This window comes from Streptomyces sp. 3214.6 (genome assembly GCF_900129855.1).
GTDB classification, from domain to species: domain Bacteria; phylum Actinomycetota; class Actinomycetes; order Streptomycetales; family Streptomycetaceae; genus Streptomyces; species Streptomyces soliscabiei.
In genome coordinates this window covers 2222310-2237816 of sequence record NZ_LT670819.1, presented here as the reverse complement: position 1 = coordinate 2237816, position 15507 = coordinate 2222310, and the positions used below count along the sequence as shown (strand labels likewise).

At 70.2% G+C, this 15507-nt stretch carries 14 protein-coding genes and 1 pseudogene; 9 read left to right on the top strand and 6 right to left on the bottom strand.

Annotated features, from left to right (window positions below; all coding sequences use genetic code 11):
* Positions 1–334 precede the first annotated feature (334 nt).
* From B5557_RS10010 to B5557_RS09985, 5 genes and pseudogenes are all read left to right on the top strand, one after another.
* Positions 335–1225 carry an FAD binding domain-containing protein gene (locus tag B5557_RS10010; protein ID WP_079658784.1) on the top strand — a complete coding sequence of 297 codons (891 nt, stop codon included), beginning with the start codon at positions 335–337 and terminating at the stop codon, positions 1223–1225.
* A complete protein-coding gene (locus B5557_RS10005; RefSeq protein ID WP_079658783.1) occupies positions 1225–1854 on the top strand; it encodes a (2Fe-2S)-binding protein in 630 nt (209 codons plus the stop codon). Before B5557_RS10010 ends, B5557_RS10005 begins: the two co-directional genes overlap by 1 nt.
* A gap of 2 nt (positions 1855–1856) precedes the next feature.
* On the top strand, positions 1857–4238 hold the full coding sequence (locus tag B5557_RS10000; RefSeq protein WP_079658782.1) for a xanthine dehydrogenase family protein molybdopterin-binding subunit: 2382 nt from the start codon (positions 1857–1859) through the stop codon (positions 4236–4238).
* Positions 4239–4392: 154 nt separating this feature from the next.
* Positions 4393–5525, top strand: a pseudogene (locus B5557_RS09990) (solute carrier family 23 protein).
* 69 nt (positions 5526–5594) lie between these two features.
* The gene (locus B5557_RS09985) at positions 5595–6791 is read left to right on the top strand and encodes an XdhC family protein (protein ID WP_079658780.1); all 1197 of its coding nucleotides are present in this window, start codon (positions 5595–5597) and stop codon (positions 6789–6791) included.
* A gap of 108 nt (positions 6792–6899) precedes the next feature.
* On the opposite strand, the gene B5557_RS09980 is transcribed toward B5557_RS09985, so the two are convergent.
* Complete coding sequence (locus tag B5557_RS09980; RefSeq protein WP_079658779.1) at positions 6900–7340, bottom strand: Immediate-early protein 2; 441 nt, start codon at positions 7338–7340, stop codon at positions 6900–6902.
* 57 nt (positions 7341–7397) lie between these two features.
* Positions 7398–8165, bottom strand: coding sequence for a polysaccharide deacetylase family protein (locus B5557_RS09975; RefSeq protein WP_079658778.1), 768 nt, complete (start codon positions 8163–8165; stop codon positions 7398–7400).
* Between the two features lie 70 nt (positions 8166–8235).
* Here B5557_RS09975 and B5557_RS43605 point away from each other — a divergent pair, with 70 nt between their 5' ends.
* Positions 8236–8457, top strand: a complete 222-nt coding sequence (locus B5557_RS43605; protein ID WP_143688161.1) for a hypothetical protein — start codon at positions 8236–8238, stop codon at positions 8455–8457.
* A gap of 151 nt (positions 8458–8608) precedes the next feature.
* Here the strand turns inward: B5557_RS43605 and katG are convergent, their stop codons facing one another.
* The 3 genes from katG to B5557_RS09960 all read right to left on the bottom strand — a co-directional run bounded on the left by katG (position 8609) and on the right by B5557_RS09960 (position 12655).
* Positions 8609–10822 carry a catalase/peroxidase HPI gene (gene katG, locus B5557_RS09970; RefSeq protein ID WP_079658777.1) on the bottom strand — a complete coding sequence of 738 codons (2214 nt, stop codon included), beginning with the start codon at positions 10820–10822 and terminating at the stop codon, positions 8609–8611.
* Positions 10823–10889: 67 nt separating this feature from the next.
* Positions 10890–11327, bottom strand: coding sequence for a Fur family transcriptional regulator (locus tag B5557_RS09965; protein ID WP_079658776.1), 438 nt, complete (start codon positions 11325–11327; stop codon positions 10890–10892).
* A 122-nt stretch (positions 11328–11449) separates the two neighbouring features.
* Positions 11450–12655 carry a cysteine desulfurase-like protein gene (locus B5557_RS09960; RefSeq protein ID WP_079664689.1) on the bottom strand — a complete coding sequence of 402 codons (1206 nt, stop codon included), beginning with the start codon at positions 12653–12655 and terminating at the stop codon, positions 11450–11452.
* 321 nt (positions 12656–12976) lie between these two features.
* Between B5557_RS09960 and B5557_RS09955 the strand changes: the two genes are divergently transcribed.
* Entirely contained in the window at positions 12977–13204 is a 228-nt protein-coding gene (locus B5557_RS09955; protein ID WP_079658775.1) for a hypothetical protein, read from the top strand.
* 18 nt (positions 13205–13222) lie between these two features.
* Here B5557_RS09955 and B5557_RS09950 read toward each other — a convergent pair whose 3' ends face one another.
* Positions 13223–13957: a DUF6585 family protein gene (locus B5557_RS09950; RefSeq protein WP_079658774.1), complete on the bottom strand. Its 735-nt coding sequence runs from the start codon at positions 13955–13957 to the stop codon at positions 13223–13225.
* On the opposite strand from B5557_RS09950, the gene B5557_RS43600 reads away from it, so the two are divergent.
* Positions 13956–14159, top strand: coding sequence for a hypothetical protein (locus B5557_RS43600; protein WP_159424364.1), 204 nt, complete (start codon positions 13956–13958; stop codon positions 14157–14159). The genes B5557_RS09950 and B5557_RS43600 overlap by 2 nt on opposite strands.
* A 226-nt stretch (positions 14160–14385) precedes the next feature.
* Positions 14386–15192: a VOC family protein gene (locus tag B5557_RS09945; RefSeq protein WP_079658773.1), complete on the top strand. Its 807-nt coding sequence runs from the start codon at positions 14386–14388 to the stop codon at positions 15190–15192.
* The last annotated feature ends 315 nt before the right edge of the window (positions 15193–15507 follow it).

Below are 15507 nucleotides of genomic sequence, written 5' to 3'. Positions count from 1 at the left end.
CCACCGGGGCCGGACCGCTGCGGCGGACAGTCACGCACCGCATTCTTTGATTGCCAGGCTGTTTCCTACGTTTCCACAGGAAAACGAGGAGGTTACTGATGACCTCCGTTCATACGAATCTACAAGATGCCCCGGTCGACCAGCCAACTCCTTCATGGTTTCGGTGACTGACCGGGCTGGAGCAAGGCGCTGTGTACTGGCCTCACTCCACGTGAACAGCACATGAACGAGCCGGGCCCGCCGCACCCGATTCTGGCTCGATCGATTCGGCCGTCGGTCGCCACCGACAGCCGATACGACTCCGAGACGCACGAGACGAAGAAGAGAGCCGGTCATGGACTTCCTTCGCCCCGCCAGCTGGGAGGAGGCGCTCGCCGCCAAGGCCGAGCACCCCACCGCTGTGCCTATTGCGGGTGGCACCGATGTGATGGTCGAGATCAACTTCGACCACCGGAGGCCCGAGTACCTGCTCGACCTCAACCGTGTCGGTGACCTCTACGAGTGGGAGGTCGGCGAGGAGAGTGTGCGGCTGGGCGCCTCCGTCCCGTACACCCGGATCATGGAGAACCTGCGCGCCGAACTGCCGGGCCTCGCCCTCGCCTCGCACACCGTGGCCTCTCCGCAGATCCGCAACCGCGGCGGCGTCGGCGGCAACCTCGGCACCGCCTCCCCGGCCGGCGACGCCCACCCCGCCCTGCTGGCGGCCGGTGCCGAGGTCGAGGCCGAGTCGGTGCGCGGCTCACGCCGGATCCCGATCGACGCGTTCTACACCGGCGTCAAGCGCAACGCCCTCGCCCCCGACGAACTGATCCGCGCCGTCCACATCAAGAAGGCCGACGGACCGCAGCAGTACTCCAAGGTCGGCACCCGCAACGCCATGGTCATCGCCGTCTGCGCCTTCGGTCTGGCGTTGCACCCCGAGACCCGGACCGTCCGCACCGGCATCGGTTCCGCCGCGCCCACCCCCGTCCGGGCCGCAGCCGCGGAGGACTTCCTCAACGCGGCGCTCGAAGAAGGCGGTTTCTGGGACAACGGGAAAATCATCGCCCCGTCGGTCGCCAAGCAGTTCGCGGACCTGTGTTCCGCCGCCTGCAACCCGATCGACGACGTACGGGGAACGGCCAGTTACCGCCGGCACGCGGTGGGCGTGATGGCCCGCCGCACGCTGACCTGGACCTGGGAGTCGTACCGCGGCGCCCGCCGCACCACCGAGGGAGCTGCGTGATGCGCGTCAACTTCACTGTCAACGGACGTCCGCAGGAAGCCGACGACGTATGGGAGGGCGAGAGCCTGCTGTACGTGCTGCGGGAGCGGCTCGGCCTTCCCGGTTCCAAGAACGCCTGCGAGCAGGGCGAGTGCGGCTCGTGCACGGTCCGGCTCGACGGCGTCCCGGTCTGCTCCTGCCTGGTCGCCGCCGGTCAGGCGGAGGGGCGTGACGTGGTCACCGTCGAAGGGCTCGCCGAGTACGCCAAGCAGCGTGCCGAACACGGCGGTTGTGGAACCGGTTCCTGTGGAACGGCGGGCGGACCGGTCGAGGCGGGCGCGTCGGGTGTCTCGGGGACCTCGCTCGACGAGGCCAGGGGATGGCAGCCCAAGGGCCACGACTCCCAGACCGGGGAGGGCACCGAACTCGCCCCGATCCAGCAGGCGTTCATCGACGCCGGTGCCGTCCAGTGCGGCTTCTGCACCCCGGGGCTGCTGGTCGCCGCCGACGAGATGCTGGAACGCAACCCGAACCCGACCGACGCGGACATCCGCGAGGCGCTCTCCGGCAACCTGTGCCGCTGCACCGGGTACGAGAAGATCATGGACGCGGTCCGCCTGGCGGCCGCCCGGCAGGGAGAGGTGGTCTGACGATGCCGGCCAACGGCGCTCCCACCAAGATCACCCAGGGGTCACGGACCAAGGGCGGCATCGGGGAATCCACGCTCCGCCCCGACGGCACCCTCAAGGTCACCGGAGAGTTCGCGTACTCCTCCGACATGTGGCACGAGGACATGCTCTGGGGTCAGATCCTGCGCTCCACGGTCGCCCACGCCGAGATCGTGTCCATCGACACGTCAGAGGCCCTCGCGACCCCCGGCGTCTACGCCGTGATGACGTACGACGACCTGCCCTCCGACGTGAAGAACTACGGTCTGGAGATCCAGGACACGCCGGTCCTGGCCCACGGCAAGGTGCGCCACCACGGCGAACCCGTCGCGATCGTCGCCGCCGACCACCCCGAGACCGCCCGCCGCGCCGCCGCCAAGATCAAGGTGGAGTACCGGGAACTGCCGGTCATCACGGACGAGGCCTCCGCGACCGCCCCGGACGCGATCCTCGTCCACGAAGGCCGCGACGACCACCACATCGGTCACGTCCCGCACCCGAACATCCTCCACCGCCAGCCGATCATCCGCGGCGACGCGAGCGAGGCGGCCGGGCGCGCCGATGTGATCGTCAAGGGCGAGTACACCTTCGGCATGCAGGACCAGGCCTTCCTCGGCCCGGAGTCCGGCCTCGCCGTGCCGGAGGAGGACGGCGGCGTCCACCTCTACATCGCCACCCAGTGGCTCCATTCCGACCTGCGCCAGATCGCACCCGTCCTCGGCCTGCCCGAGAGCAAGGTGCGGATGACGCTGGCCGGCGTCGGCGGCGCGTTCGGCGGCCGCGAGGACCTGTCCATGCAGATCCACGCCTGCCTGCTGGCCCTGCGCACCGGCAAACCCGTCAAAATCGTTTACAACCGTTTCGAGTCCTTCTTCGGCCACGTCCACCGCCACCCGGCCAAGCTGTACTACGAGCACGGGGCCACCCGCGAGGGCAAGCTGACCCATGTGAAGTGCCGGATCGTCCTGGACGGCGGCGCGTACGCCTCCGCCAGCCCGGCCGTCGTGGGAAACGCCTCCTCGCTCGGTATCGGCCCGTACGTCGTCGACGACGTCGAGATCGAGGCCATCGCCCTCTACACCAACAACCCGCCCTGCGGCGCGATGCGCGGCTTCGGCGCGGTCCAGGCGTGCTTCGCCTACGAGGCACAGATGGACAAGGTGGCGGCGGAACTCGGCATGGACCCGGTCGAGTTCCGTCGGCTCAACGCGATGGAGCAGGGCAGTCTGCTGCCGACCGGGCAGGCGGTCGACTCCCCGGCGCCGGTCGCCGAACTCCTGCGCCGCGTCAAGGCGATGCCGCTGCCGCCGGAGCGCCAGTGGGAGAGCAGCGAGGGAGCGGACGTCCGGCAGCTGCCCGGCGGTCTGTCCAACACCACGCACGGCGAGGGTGTCGTTCGCGGAATCGGTTACGCCGTCGGCATCAAGAACGTCGGCTTCTCCGAGGGCTTCGACGACTACTCGACCGCCAAGGTCCGCATAGAGGTCATCGCGGGCGAGCCCGTCGCGACCGTCCACACGGCCATGGCCGAGGTCGGCCAGGGGGGTGTCACCGTCCACGCGCAGATCGCCCGCACCGAGCTGGGCGTCGCGCAGGTGACCATCCACCCGGCGGACACCCGGGTGGGCAGCGCCGGCTCGACGTCGGCCTCCCGGCAGACGTACGTCACCGGCGGTGCGGTCAAGAACTCCTGCGAGCTCGTCCGGGAGAAGGTCCTGGAGCTCGGGCGCCGCAAGTTCGGCTCCTACCACCCGGCCTGGGCCACCGCCGAACTGCTCCTGGAGGGCGGCAAGGTCGTCACCGACGGCGGTGAGGTTCTCGCCGGCCTGGTCGACGTGCTCGAGGGGGAGGCCGTCGAGGTCGAGGCGGAATGGCGGCACCGGCCGACCGAACCCTTCGACCTGCGCACCGGACAGGGCTTCGGACATGTCCAGTACTCCTTCGCCGCGCACCGCGCCGTCGTCGAGGTCGACACCGAGCTCGGCCTGGTCAAGGTCATCGAGCTGGCCTGCGCGCAGGACGTCGGAAAAGCGCTGAATCCGCTTTCCGTGATCGGTCAGATCCAGGGCGGCACGGCCCAGGGGCTGGGCGTGGCGGTTATGGAGGAGATCATCGTCGACCCGAAGACGGCGAAGGTCAGGAACCCGTCCTTCACGGACTATCTGATCCCCACGATTCTCGACACGCCGACCATCCCCGTCGACGTGCTCGAACTCGCCGACGAGCACGCCCCCTACGGGCTCCGTGGCGTCGGCGAGGCGCCCACCCTGTCCTCGACCCCGGCCGTCCTCGCGGCGATCCGCAACGCGACCGGGCTGGAGCTCAACCGCACTCCGGTACGTCCGGAACACCTCACCGGAACGTGACCCCACGGGGTCTGAGCCGCTGACGTCCGGGGGCGCCGCCCCCGGACCCTCAACTGTTCGTCTCGGGCCGTCCCCCGGGTCGTCCATTCCCAAATCCCGCGGGCTCGCCGCAGGCAGCGCACGGGTGTCCTATGAACGTTGGGAGGAGGCGCACATGACCCAGCAGTCACTGGAGCCGAAGCCTCTCGCCGGGGGCGCGGGCGCGGGGGCCCGCGCCCCGGCTGGACGGTCTTGGTCCGACCGCTACTTCCACCTCGCTCGACCCGGATCCACCGTTGGGCGCGAGGTATGCAGCGGTGTCACCATCTTCATGGCGATGGTGTACACCCTTCTGCTCAACCGTTCCTTGGCAGTGGACGGGGATGAGGCCGCCCACTGGCACGCCCCGAACGGTTTTGGGCGCACTGGTCCCCGGCGTACTCGACCCCGGGGCGGCGACACGCATCCCGTGCGTGCTCCGGTCCCAGGAGGCCAGTTCCCTGTGCGACCTGGCCACACAGCGCCATCCTCATCGGCATCGTCGGCGGCACAGTCGTCGCCGCCGTCCTCAACGCCGCCGGGGTCGTCGACCCGAAGCAGTGGGCGGGCGGCGCCCCCGAACTGCACGGCAGCGCCGTCTCGATGCCCGACTTCTCGCTCTGCGGGGACGTGCGGTTCGGCGGCTGGGGCGACGTCGGCGTGATGACCGTCGGCGTGATCGTCTTCACGCTCGTCCTCGCCGGGTTCTTCGACGCGATGGCCACCATCATCGGCGTCGGCACCGAGGCCGGACTCGCCGACGACAAGGGCCGGATGCCGGGCCTGTCCAAGGCCCTGTTCATCGACGGCGCCGGCGGAGCGATCGGCGGGGTGGCGGGCGGCTCCGGCCAGACCGTGTTCATCGAGTCGGCGACGGGCGTGGGCGAGGGCGCCCGTACCGGCCTCGCCTCGGTCGTCACCGGTATCTTCTTCGCGGCCTGTCGGTTCTTCACCCCGCTCACCGCGATCGTGCCGCAGGAGGTCGCCTCCGCCGCCCTCGTCGTCATCGGCGCGATGATGCTGATGAACGCCCGCCACGTCGACTGGGCCGACCGGGCAACCGCAGTCCCCGTGTTCCTGACCGTCGTCCTGATGCCGTTCACGTACACCATCACCACCGGTGTCGCCGCGGGCGTCATCTCCTACGTCGCCATCAAGGCCGCGCAGGGCAGGGCGCGGGAGATCGGGGCCTTCATGTGGGGCCTGACGGTGATCTTCCTCGTGTACTTCGCCCTCCACCCCATCGAGAGCTGGCTGGGCGTGCACTAGCACAGGTCCCAGCCGCTCCGTTGAACGAGCAACGCCCCTCCACGCAACCGCAGTCAAGGAGACCGAGAGATGCTGGACATCGCCGAGGAACTGAACCGGTGGGTCGAGCAGGGCCGTGACTTCGCCGTCGCCACCGTGGTGGCCGTCGGCGGCAGCGCGCCCCGCCGGCCGGGCGCCGCCCTCGCGGTGGACGCCGACGGCACGGCGATCGGCTCGGTGTCCGGCGGCTGCGTGGAGGGCGCGGTCTACGAGCTGTGCCGGCAGGCCCTTCAGGACGGGAAGCCGGTCCTCGAACGCTTCGGCTACAGCGACGACGACGCCTTCGCCGTCGGGCTCACCTGCGGCGGGATCATCGACATCCTCGTCACGCCGGTGCGGGCCGGCGACCCCGGCCGCCCGGTGATCACGGCCGCCCTCCAGGCGGCCGCCTCCGGCCGGGCGGCCGCGCTGGCACGGATCGTGACCGGCCCGGCGGACCTGGTCGGCCGCGCACTGCTCGTCCGCACCGACGAAAGCGACGACAACATCTCCTACGACAACGTCTCCTACGACAGCGGTGACTGCACCGGTGGCTTCGGGGCCCATCCCGAGCTGGACCGCACGGTCGCGGCCGAGGCCGCCGCCTTCCTCGACGCCGGTCGCACCGGCACCCTGGAGATCGACGAGCGGGGCTCCCGCTGCGGGGCCCCGCTCACCGTCCTCGTCGAGTCGTCCGTGCCCGCGCCCCGGATGATCGTGTTCGGCGCGATCGACTTCGCGTCGGCGCTGGTACGGGTCGGCAAGTTCCTGAACTACCACGTGACGGTGTGCGACGCGCGACCCGTCTTCGCGACGGAAGCCCGCTTCCCGGAGGCCGACGAGATCGTCGTCGAGTGGCCGCACCGGTACCTGGAGCGCACCGAGGTGGATGCGCGGACCGTCCTGTGCGTCCTCACGCACGACGCCAAGTTCGACGTCCCCCTGCTCCGGTTGGCGCTGCGCCTCCCGGTCGCCTATGTCGGCGCGATGGGCTCCCGCCGCACCCACCTCGACCGCAACGACCGGCTGCGCGAAGTGGGCGTCACCGAGCTGGAGTTGGCACGCCTGCGCTCACCCATCGGCCTCGACCTGGGAGCCCGTACGCCTGAGGAGACGGCGCTGTCGATCGCCGCGGAGATCGTCGCCAACCGCCGGGGCGGCAGCGGGGTCTCCCTCACCGGGGCGCGCACGCCGATCCATCACGACGTGACGTCGGAGCCCGCACGGCGGATCGGCTCGGTGGCCTGAGTCACCGCCTCGCGCACGGCCGGCTGGTCCGGCCGGTAGAGCATCGGCTCGACCTGGTCCGCTCCCGACCTGCCCTCACCCTGACATGGGCGCGGGGCACCCGAACAGTCATGGTCTGCGGAGCAGCTGGTTGACCGCCCGGCCGAACACCGTGCGGGCGGTGGCCCCGAGCAGCGGATCGACGAAAGCCGGCAGAAACCGCACCCGCAACTCTTCGCGCCAGAACACGCGGGCCCGCCCGCCCGGCCCCGGCCGTACCTCGATCTCGGCCCAGCCCAGGACGACCCGGCCCTGCTTCTCCAGCCGGCACCGGCCCGGCTCGTCGTGGGTCGGCGGCTGCCAGACGGTCACCTCCATCCGGTCGGCGAAGGCGACCGGGCCGAAACCCGTTCGCGCCACGAAGACCGTGCCCTCGCGGGTCGGCGAGGCAGTGAGCACGGACACGCGGGTGAGCGGTACCACGTCGCCGTGCCGGGACCACTCGGTCAGTCGACGCCAGGCGTCGTCCAGGGAGAGCGGTACCGTGCGTTCCAGCCGGAAAGTGACCACGCGGAGATCGTAGGCAGTCAGGACTGTTCAGCGGAGGATGACCCTCCGGCTCACAGGTCAGCGGTAGACCCGCCCCGGCTGAGCCGCCCCGGGCGCCAGCAGCTGGGGCACCGTCACGAAAACGTATCCGCGCTCTTTCAGCGCGTCGATGATCCCGGGCACGGCCGGTACGGTCCCGTCGTAGATGTCGTGCAGCAGGATGATGCCGTCCCGGTCGGCCTGTGCGAGGACCCGGCGCTGGATCAGCGCGGGGTCGGTCGTCGTGTAGTCCTTGGCGGTCACCGACCACAGCACCTCGGCGAGGCCCAGCTCGCGGGAGATCTTGTGCACGGTCTCGTTCGTGCGGCCCTGCGGCGGGCGCATCAGGGTGGGACGGCGCCCCGTGAGGCGCTCTATCGCGTCGTTGGGGCGCTGCAGCTCCTCGCGTATCTCCGTCGGCGTGATCTGCGTGAGGATCTTGTGGTCCCAGGTGTGGCTGGCCACCTCGTGTCCCTCGGCGGCCATGCGTCTGACGAGCTCCGGGTACTTCTCTATGTGCCGCGCACCCAGCAGGAAGAAGGTCGCCGGAACCTGTTTCTCCTTCAGGATGTCCAGCAGCCGGGCTGAGTTCTCGCTGGGGCCCGCGTCGAAGGTGAGCGCGATGCACTTCGCCTCCCGGCAGTCAACGGTGCCGAAGCGGGCGGCCTGGGTGGTGGCCGCGGGATGGGCGCGGGCGGCGCTCGGGTGGGTGGTGTCGGCACCGCCGCAGCCGGTCAGCGTGACCGTCAGGCAAGCGGCCGCCGTGGAGATGGCGGCGGCACGCAACCAGGCCCCCGTGTTCTTCATCTTCCTGGTCAGAGTAGGCATGCCAAGACTATACATAGAGCGTATACGCGCTATGTATAGTCCCGGTGTCGTGCCGCTGCCACGCTGTCGTCAGGCCGCCCATGGTGCCGACATCACAGACGACATCCTGGTGATGGAACCCGGCCGGCTGCGGGAGTCCTCGCCGGCCGTGGTCGACACCGTCCTGCGCCTGCTGGACAGAGCGGCGCCGGGAGCCCGCCGACGACGTGCTGAGCGCACGACCATCCCGGGGACGGCGCCCCGGCTGCCCCGGCTGGCGGCGCGCGTCTAGGACGACGAACACGGTGCCGAACCACCCCGAGCCGTTCCGGTGGGGAACGCGCCGGGGCGCCCGGCTCGGCCTGTGCAGGCCGGGCCGGACGCCCCGGACGGTGCTGGGTGCGCCGGCCGGATCACGCGAGGCGTGAGCCGACCGGTCGGGCTCAGATCAGGTCGAACCGGTCGAGGTTGGAGACCTTGACCCACGCGGCGACGAAGTCGTTCACGAACTTCTCCTTCGCGTCGTCGCTCGCGTAGACCTCGGCGACTGCGCGCAGCTCGGAGTTCGAGCCGAAGACCAGGTCGGCGCGGGTGCCGGTCCACTTGACCTCGCCGGAGGCGTCGCGGCCCTCGAAGGTGCTCTGGTCCGAGGACGTCGACGACCAGGTCGTCCCCAGGTCGAGCAGGTTGACGAAGAAGTCGTTCGTCAGCGTGCCCGGGGCGTCGGTGAAGACGCCGTGCGAGGACTGGGCGTGGTTCGCGCCCAGGACGCGCAGGCCGCCGACGAGGACCGTCAGCTCCGGCGCGCTCAGGTTCAGCAGGTTGGCCTTGTCGAGCAGCAGGAACTCGGCCGGCAGACGGTTGCCCTTGCCGAGGTAGTTGCGGAACCCGTCGGCGGTCGGCTCGAGCGCGGCGAACGACTCGACGTCCGTCTGCTCCTGCGAGGCGTCGACGCGGCCCGGGGTGAAGGGGACCTCCACGTCGTGACCGGCGTCCTTGGCGGCCTTCTCCACGGCGGCGGCGCCACCGAGGACGATCAGGTCGGCCAGGGAGACCTGCTTGCCACCGGAGTTGAACTCGGCCTGGACGCCCTCCAGGACGCGCAGCACCTGCGCCAGATCGTCGGGGTTGTTGACCTCCCAGCCGCGCTGCGGCTCCAGGCGGATGCGGGCGCCGTTGGCGCCGCCGCGCTTGTCGCTGCCGCGGAAGGAGGATGCCGACGCCCACGCCGTGGACACCAGCTGCGCGACGGTCAGACCCGAGTCGAGGAGCTTGGCCTTGAGGGCCGCGATGTCCTCGGCGCCGATGACCTCGCCCGTGGCCTCCGGCAGCGGGTCCTGCCACAGCAGGGTCTCCGCCGGGACCTCCGGGCCGAGGTACAGGGACTTCGGGCCCAGGTCACGGTGGGTCAGCTTGTACCAGGCGCGGGCGAAGGCGTCCGCGAACTCGGCCGGGTTCTCGTGGAAGCGGCGCGAGATCTCACCGTAGATCGGGTCGAAGCGCAGCGAGAGGTCGGTGGTGAGCATCGTGGGCAGACGCTTCTTCGACGGGTCGTGGGCGTCGGGGACGATCGCCTCGGCGTCCTTGGCCACCCACTGCTTGGCGCCGGCCGGGGACTCGGTCAGCTCCCACTCGTAGCCGAAGAGGATGTCGAAGAAGTCGTTGCTCCACTGGGTGGGCTTGGTGGTCCAGGTGACCTCCAGACCACTGGTGATGGCGTCGCCGCCCTTGCCGGTGCCGTAGGTGGACTTCCAGCCGAGGCCCTGCTGCTCCAGGGAGGCGGCCTCGGGGTCGTCGCCGACGTTGTCCGCCGGGCCCGCGCCGTGGGTCTTGCCGAAGGTGTGGCCACCGGCGATCAGCGCGACGGTCTCCTCGTCGTTCATCGCCATCCGGCGGAACGTCTCACGGATGTCGCGGGCCGCGGCCAGCGGGTCCGGGTTGCCGTTGGGGCCCTCGGGGTTGACGTAGATGAGGCCCATCTGGACGGCGCCGAGCGGGTTCTCCAGCTCGCGGTCGCCGGTGTAGCGCTGGTCGTCGAGCCAGGTGGTCTCGGGACCCCAGTACACGTCCTCGTCGGCCTCCCAGACGTCCGCGCGGCCGCCGCCGAAGCCGAAGGTCTCGAAGCCCATCGTCTCCAGCGCGACGTTGCCCGTGAGGATCATGAGGTCGGCCCAGGAGATGGACTGGCCGTACTTCTTCTTGACCGGCCACAGCAGACGGCGGGCCTTGTCGAGGTTGCCGTTGTCCGGCCAGCTGTTCAGCGGCGCGAAGCGCTGCTGTCCGCGGCCGCCGCCGCCCCGGCCGTCGCTGATGCGGTAGGTGCCGGCGCTGTGCCAGGCCATGCGGATCATCAGCGGGCCGTAGTTGCCGAAGTCGGCGGGCCACCAGTCCTGCGAGTTGGTCAGCACCTCGGCGATGTCCTGCTTGACGGCCGCCAGGTCGAGAGCCTCGAACGCCGCGGCGTAGTCGAACTCCGCGCCGAGCGGGTTCGCCACGACGGGGTCCTTGGCGAGGATCTTCAGGTTGAGCCGCTCCGGCCACCACTGGCGGTTTCCGCCGCCCTGGGTCGGGTGCGCCGCGCGACCGTGCGCGACCGGGCAGCCACCTGCCTCCGCCGCCTTGGGCTCGGTCACGATCGCATCATGGTTCTCGGTCATGGGGGAATCCTTCTGGGCTGGTCGGATCACATGCTCACGTACCGCAGCGCTCGGGTGCTGCGGGTGCTCAGGTACTGCCGGCGGTGGAACAGGCGGGGCACAGGCCCCAGTAGATGACCTCGGCCTCGTCTATCGAGAAACCGCGGTCGTCGGCGGCGGTCAGACAGGGGGCGTGGCCGACCGCGCAGTCGACGTCGACGACGACGCCGCACGAGCGGCACACGAGGTGGTGGTGGTTGTCCCCGACGCGCCCCTCGAACCGGGCCGGGCTGCCCGGCGGCTCGATTCGGCGCACCAGTCCTGCCGTGGTCAACGCGTGCAGCGCTTCGTACACGGCCTGCAGGGAGATGTGGCCCACGCGGTCGCGCACGCCCGTGGCGATCGCCTCGACGTCGAGGTGGTCGCCGCTGCGGACGGTTTCGAGCAGAGCGACACGGGCGGCCGTCACCCGCAGGCCGACACCGCGCAGCTCCTCCGCGGTGGTCGGTGTACGGGGTGCTGTCATGCGGCCGAACCTACTTCATAAACACGAACGATTCAAGAAAACGAACGGTGCAGGTCTGGGAAACGGCGCAGGTCGGGGAGAGGAAGCCGGTGGAAGCCGGTGGAAGTCGGCGGAGGCCGCGGTCAGAGGAACGAGGCGAGGCCGTCGAGGAGTCGGTCGACGTCCTCGTCGTCGGTGTAGGGCGCGAGTCCCACCCGCAGCGCGGGGTCCTGGAGCTTCAGCGCGGTGAACGGCTCGTAGGCGTAGAAGGATCCGGCCGGGGCGAGGACCCCGCGGGCGGCCAGGTGTGCCTGTGCCTCGCGCGCGTCCCGGCCCTCCAGGGTCATCAGGACGGTCGGGGTGCGGTCCGGCGCCTTCGAGTGGACGGTGACGGCGTCGCCCAGCGCCCGCAGACCGTCCTCCACCCGGGCGCGCAGCGCGTTCTCGTGCGCGTGCAACGACGCCAGCGACCGCGTGAGCCGCTCCCGGCGCGACGCCCCCGCGGTCCGCGTCGCGTCCATGGCGGCCAGGAAGTCCACGGCGGCGGTGGCGCCCGCCAGGATCTCGTAGGGCAGCGTCCCGAACTCGAAGCGCTCCGGCACCGCGTTCGTGGACGGCAACAGCTTGTCCGGCTCCAGTGCTTCGAGGAGGCCGGGGGATCCGGCGAGCACACCGCAGTGCGGTCCAAGGAACTTGTACGGCGAGCAGACGAACAGGTCCGCCCCCAGCGCGGGCACGTCCACCAGATGGTGCGCGGCGAAGTGCACCCCGTCCACGTACAGCAGGGCGCCCACCTCGTGGGCCCGGTCGGCGATCCGGCGCACGGGCGGCTTGGTGCCCAGCACGTTCGACGCCGCCGTCACCGCGACCAGCCGCGTCCGCGGCGACAGCGCTCGCTCGTAGGAGTCGAGGTCGAGTTCCGTGGTTTCGGCGTCGATCTCGATCCAGCGGACCGTGGCCCCGGCGAGCTCGGCCGCCTGTATCCAGGGGCGCACGTTGGCGTCGTGATCCAGACGGCTGACGACGATCTCGTCGCCGACCCGCCAGTCCTTGGCCAGGTGCCGGGAGAAGTCGTAGGTGAGCTGGGTGGCGCTGCGCCCGTGCACGACGCTGCTCGCGGGGACGCCGAGCAGGTCGGCGTAGGCGGCGCGGAAGTCGGCGACGGCCTGTTCGGCGTTGCGTTCGGACGGGCTGACGAGACCCCGGTTGGACAGGGGGCCGGTCAGCGTCCTGGTGATGGCCTCGGCGACGGCGGCGGGGGTCTGGGTCCCGCCCGGTCCGTCGAAGAAGGCGAGGCCGTGGGTGAGGGAGGGGAAGTGGGCGCGGAGTGCGGCGACGTCGATGGCCATGGCCCAGACTCTGGCACCCGGGACCGGGGCCCACCAGCGCATCGCGCCGGTTCGACCGGATCACGTCCCCCGAGGAAAACTGTCAGACCCTTGACTGCCTCGGTTTTGACAAATCCGGAGCCGCAATTGTGACTGGTCGAGATAGTTGTCACTCGGAGCGGTAGCCGACCTGGGGTTTGGGGCAGTTCTGGTCGCTGTAGTTGTCCCCGTTTGGTCGTTCTTTCTGTCACCTCAGCTCACTGTTGTCACCAAGATCGGGCTTCGGGCGGTTTCGGTGTCAGGGTCGGCGAGTCGGATCGGGTTCGTACGACCACCGCGCTGATGAGCCAGTGGCCGTGGCGCACCGGCAACCCGTCTGCCTTCCCCGGCCTGGACGCCGACTGGGGATCCACCCCCGCCTGGACCAGCTCGCCGCGCACCTGCTCGCTCTCCGCAACCGCCCAGACCCGCGCCGCACCGACGCGGCTGGCACCCTCACCGCGGGCTCCCACTGACCCCTTGGTGCTCGCCCTCGACGTCGCGGCGGCGGTGCTGGTGCTCTCCCGCTGAGCGGCGCGAGAAGAATGCTCACGAGCTGCGGTACTTGTCCACCATGGCCAGGAACACCTGCAGATTCGGGACGCTCTTGGCCATGGCGCGGGCCCAGAAGGCCGATTCGCCGGTCTTCATCACGGCGACAGCGCCGCCGCCGAGCTTGACCTGCTCCACCTGGGTCCAGGGCAGCAGCTGCTTCCGGTGCGCGATGCCGGCGGTGGAGAGGTCGAACTCGCCAAAGTCCAGGACTTCGCCGGCCAGGAACGCCTCCTGCACCGTGGTGCCTTGGGCCCGCAGTACCGCTCTTTGCATGGCCGGGGCCCAGGTGCCGGCGTCCTGGTAGAAGTTGGTGACTGTCACGCTCGCCCCCGGGGTCGTCGCCACGCAGGTGTGCAGGATCGGTCCCGGTATGCCGTTGATGATCTTTTGCACCTGCTCCTCGTAGAGCCGGACCCGGTCCCACCGCACGGCCACCGTGCCCGCACCGGTCTCCTGGTCGGCGATCATGCCGTGCTCGAACAGGTGCAGCCGCTTTGCCCCCTGTCGGCGGTTGAAGTCCGGATAGCGGCGTAGCGATACGTAGTAGAAGACCACGGCCGGCACCACAAAGAGGAAGAAAAGTACCGCGAGCGTCAGGTAGAACGACGACTTCACGATCACCCCGAACCGCTGGGGCCTGAAGGTGGCGGTCAGCGCACCCAGTTCGTGCTGTGCTGCCAGTTCAGCAACGGCAGGGGGCAGGGGTGCCAGGGGGACTGTCGCGGGCATGAGTCTCAACTTCGCTAGGAGAGGGGTTTGTTGCCTGCTCATACCAGGCGATACCCGCAGCTTCTCCTACTCTGCTCCCACCGTCCAGAAGATCGCTGAAAATCGAATCCTCGGTGACCGTCCCTTTGCCGAGGTCGGCGAGCCCGCCCTGGCCGTCGGCGACGAGCGTGGCCGCGTGTTTGGCAGTGGCGGGCACGCGTGAGTCCGGCAGTACCGTGCGGTCGGTGTCTACGCCACCGATGATCTGGCCTTCCGCGCTCTGCTCCAGGCGGACTACCCCCGCGAAGCCACGTGACAGATATCGCGACCATGTGAAAACTATCTCGACCAGTCACAGCAATCCGGAGCCGCTTTTGCCGACGCGCGATTGTCAGTGCCGGATGTCAGGCTGAGGTGACAGGACCTGCGACCTGCGAAAGGGAATCGCCGTGATCACCACCGACCTCACCCCCGGCTCCCCCTGCTGGATCGACCTCGGCGCCCCCGACGTCCGGGCCGCCGCGGACTTCTACGGCGCGGTGCTGGGCTGGGAGTACGAGCCCATGGGGGGCGAGGGGGAGGAGATGCAGGGCGGGATGTTCCGCAAGGACGGCAAGACCGTCGCCGGGCTCGGCAAACTGACCGAGGAGGGCGCGCGCTCGGCCTGGATGATCTACTTCACCGTCACCGACGCGGACGCCACGAGCCAGGCCGTGGAGCGCGGCGGCGGCACGGTGCGGGTGCCGACGCGTGACCTCGAGGACTGGGGCCGGATGGCGCAGTTCAACGACCCGCTGGGCGGCCAGTTCGCCGTCTGGCAGCCGGGGAAGGACTCGGGCTTCGAACTGGCGGACAAGCCGGGCTCGTTGTCCTGGACGGAGCTGTACACGAGCGACGCAGGGGCCGCCAAGGAGTTCTACGCCGGTGTCTTCGGCTGGCAGTTCGGCGACATGGAACTGCCGGGCGGCGGGGGCACGTACACCCTCATCACGCCCGCCGGTCAGCCCGAGGAGCGCATGCAGGGCGGCCTCATGGAGGTCGCGAAAGAGGACCTCGCCCTCGCGCACGGGCGGCCGTACTGGCACCCGGTCTTCGCCGTCGCCGACTGCGACGCGGCGGTCGCCGAGGTCAACGGGAACGGCGGCAGCGTGCAGATGGGGCCGGCGGACGCGGAGGGCGTGGGCCGACTGGCCGTCTGCCTCGACCCGTCGAAGGCGGACTTCGTGCTCCTCACGCCGGCCGAGGCGACGCGATAGCCGCCGACCGGACGGCGTGCGCTCAGGCCCCGGTGTGCTTCCGGCTGCGGCGGGCGGCTTCCGGGCAGGCGTGAAGCCGATGGGCAGGGGTGAAACCGGTGGTCCGCGGCTGTACGGGCCCGTGATGCGGGCCACTTGGCGGGCGAGAGCGCGATCACGCCAGGTGGGGCGCTATTGGCCATGAACCCGACACACGGTACCGTCGCTCTGATATCGACGACGGCATCACGGAAGCCGGTGGGAATCCGGCACGGTCGCGCCACTGTGGTCGATGCGCCCTCTCTCGTCATGGGGCGCATCGCGAGTCAGACCCGG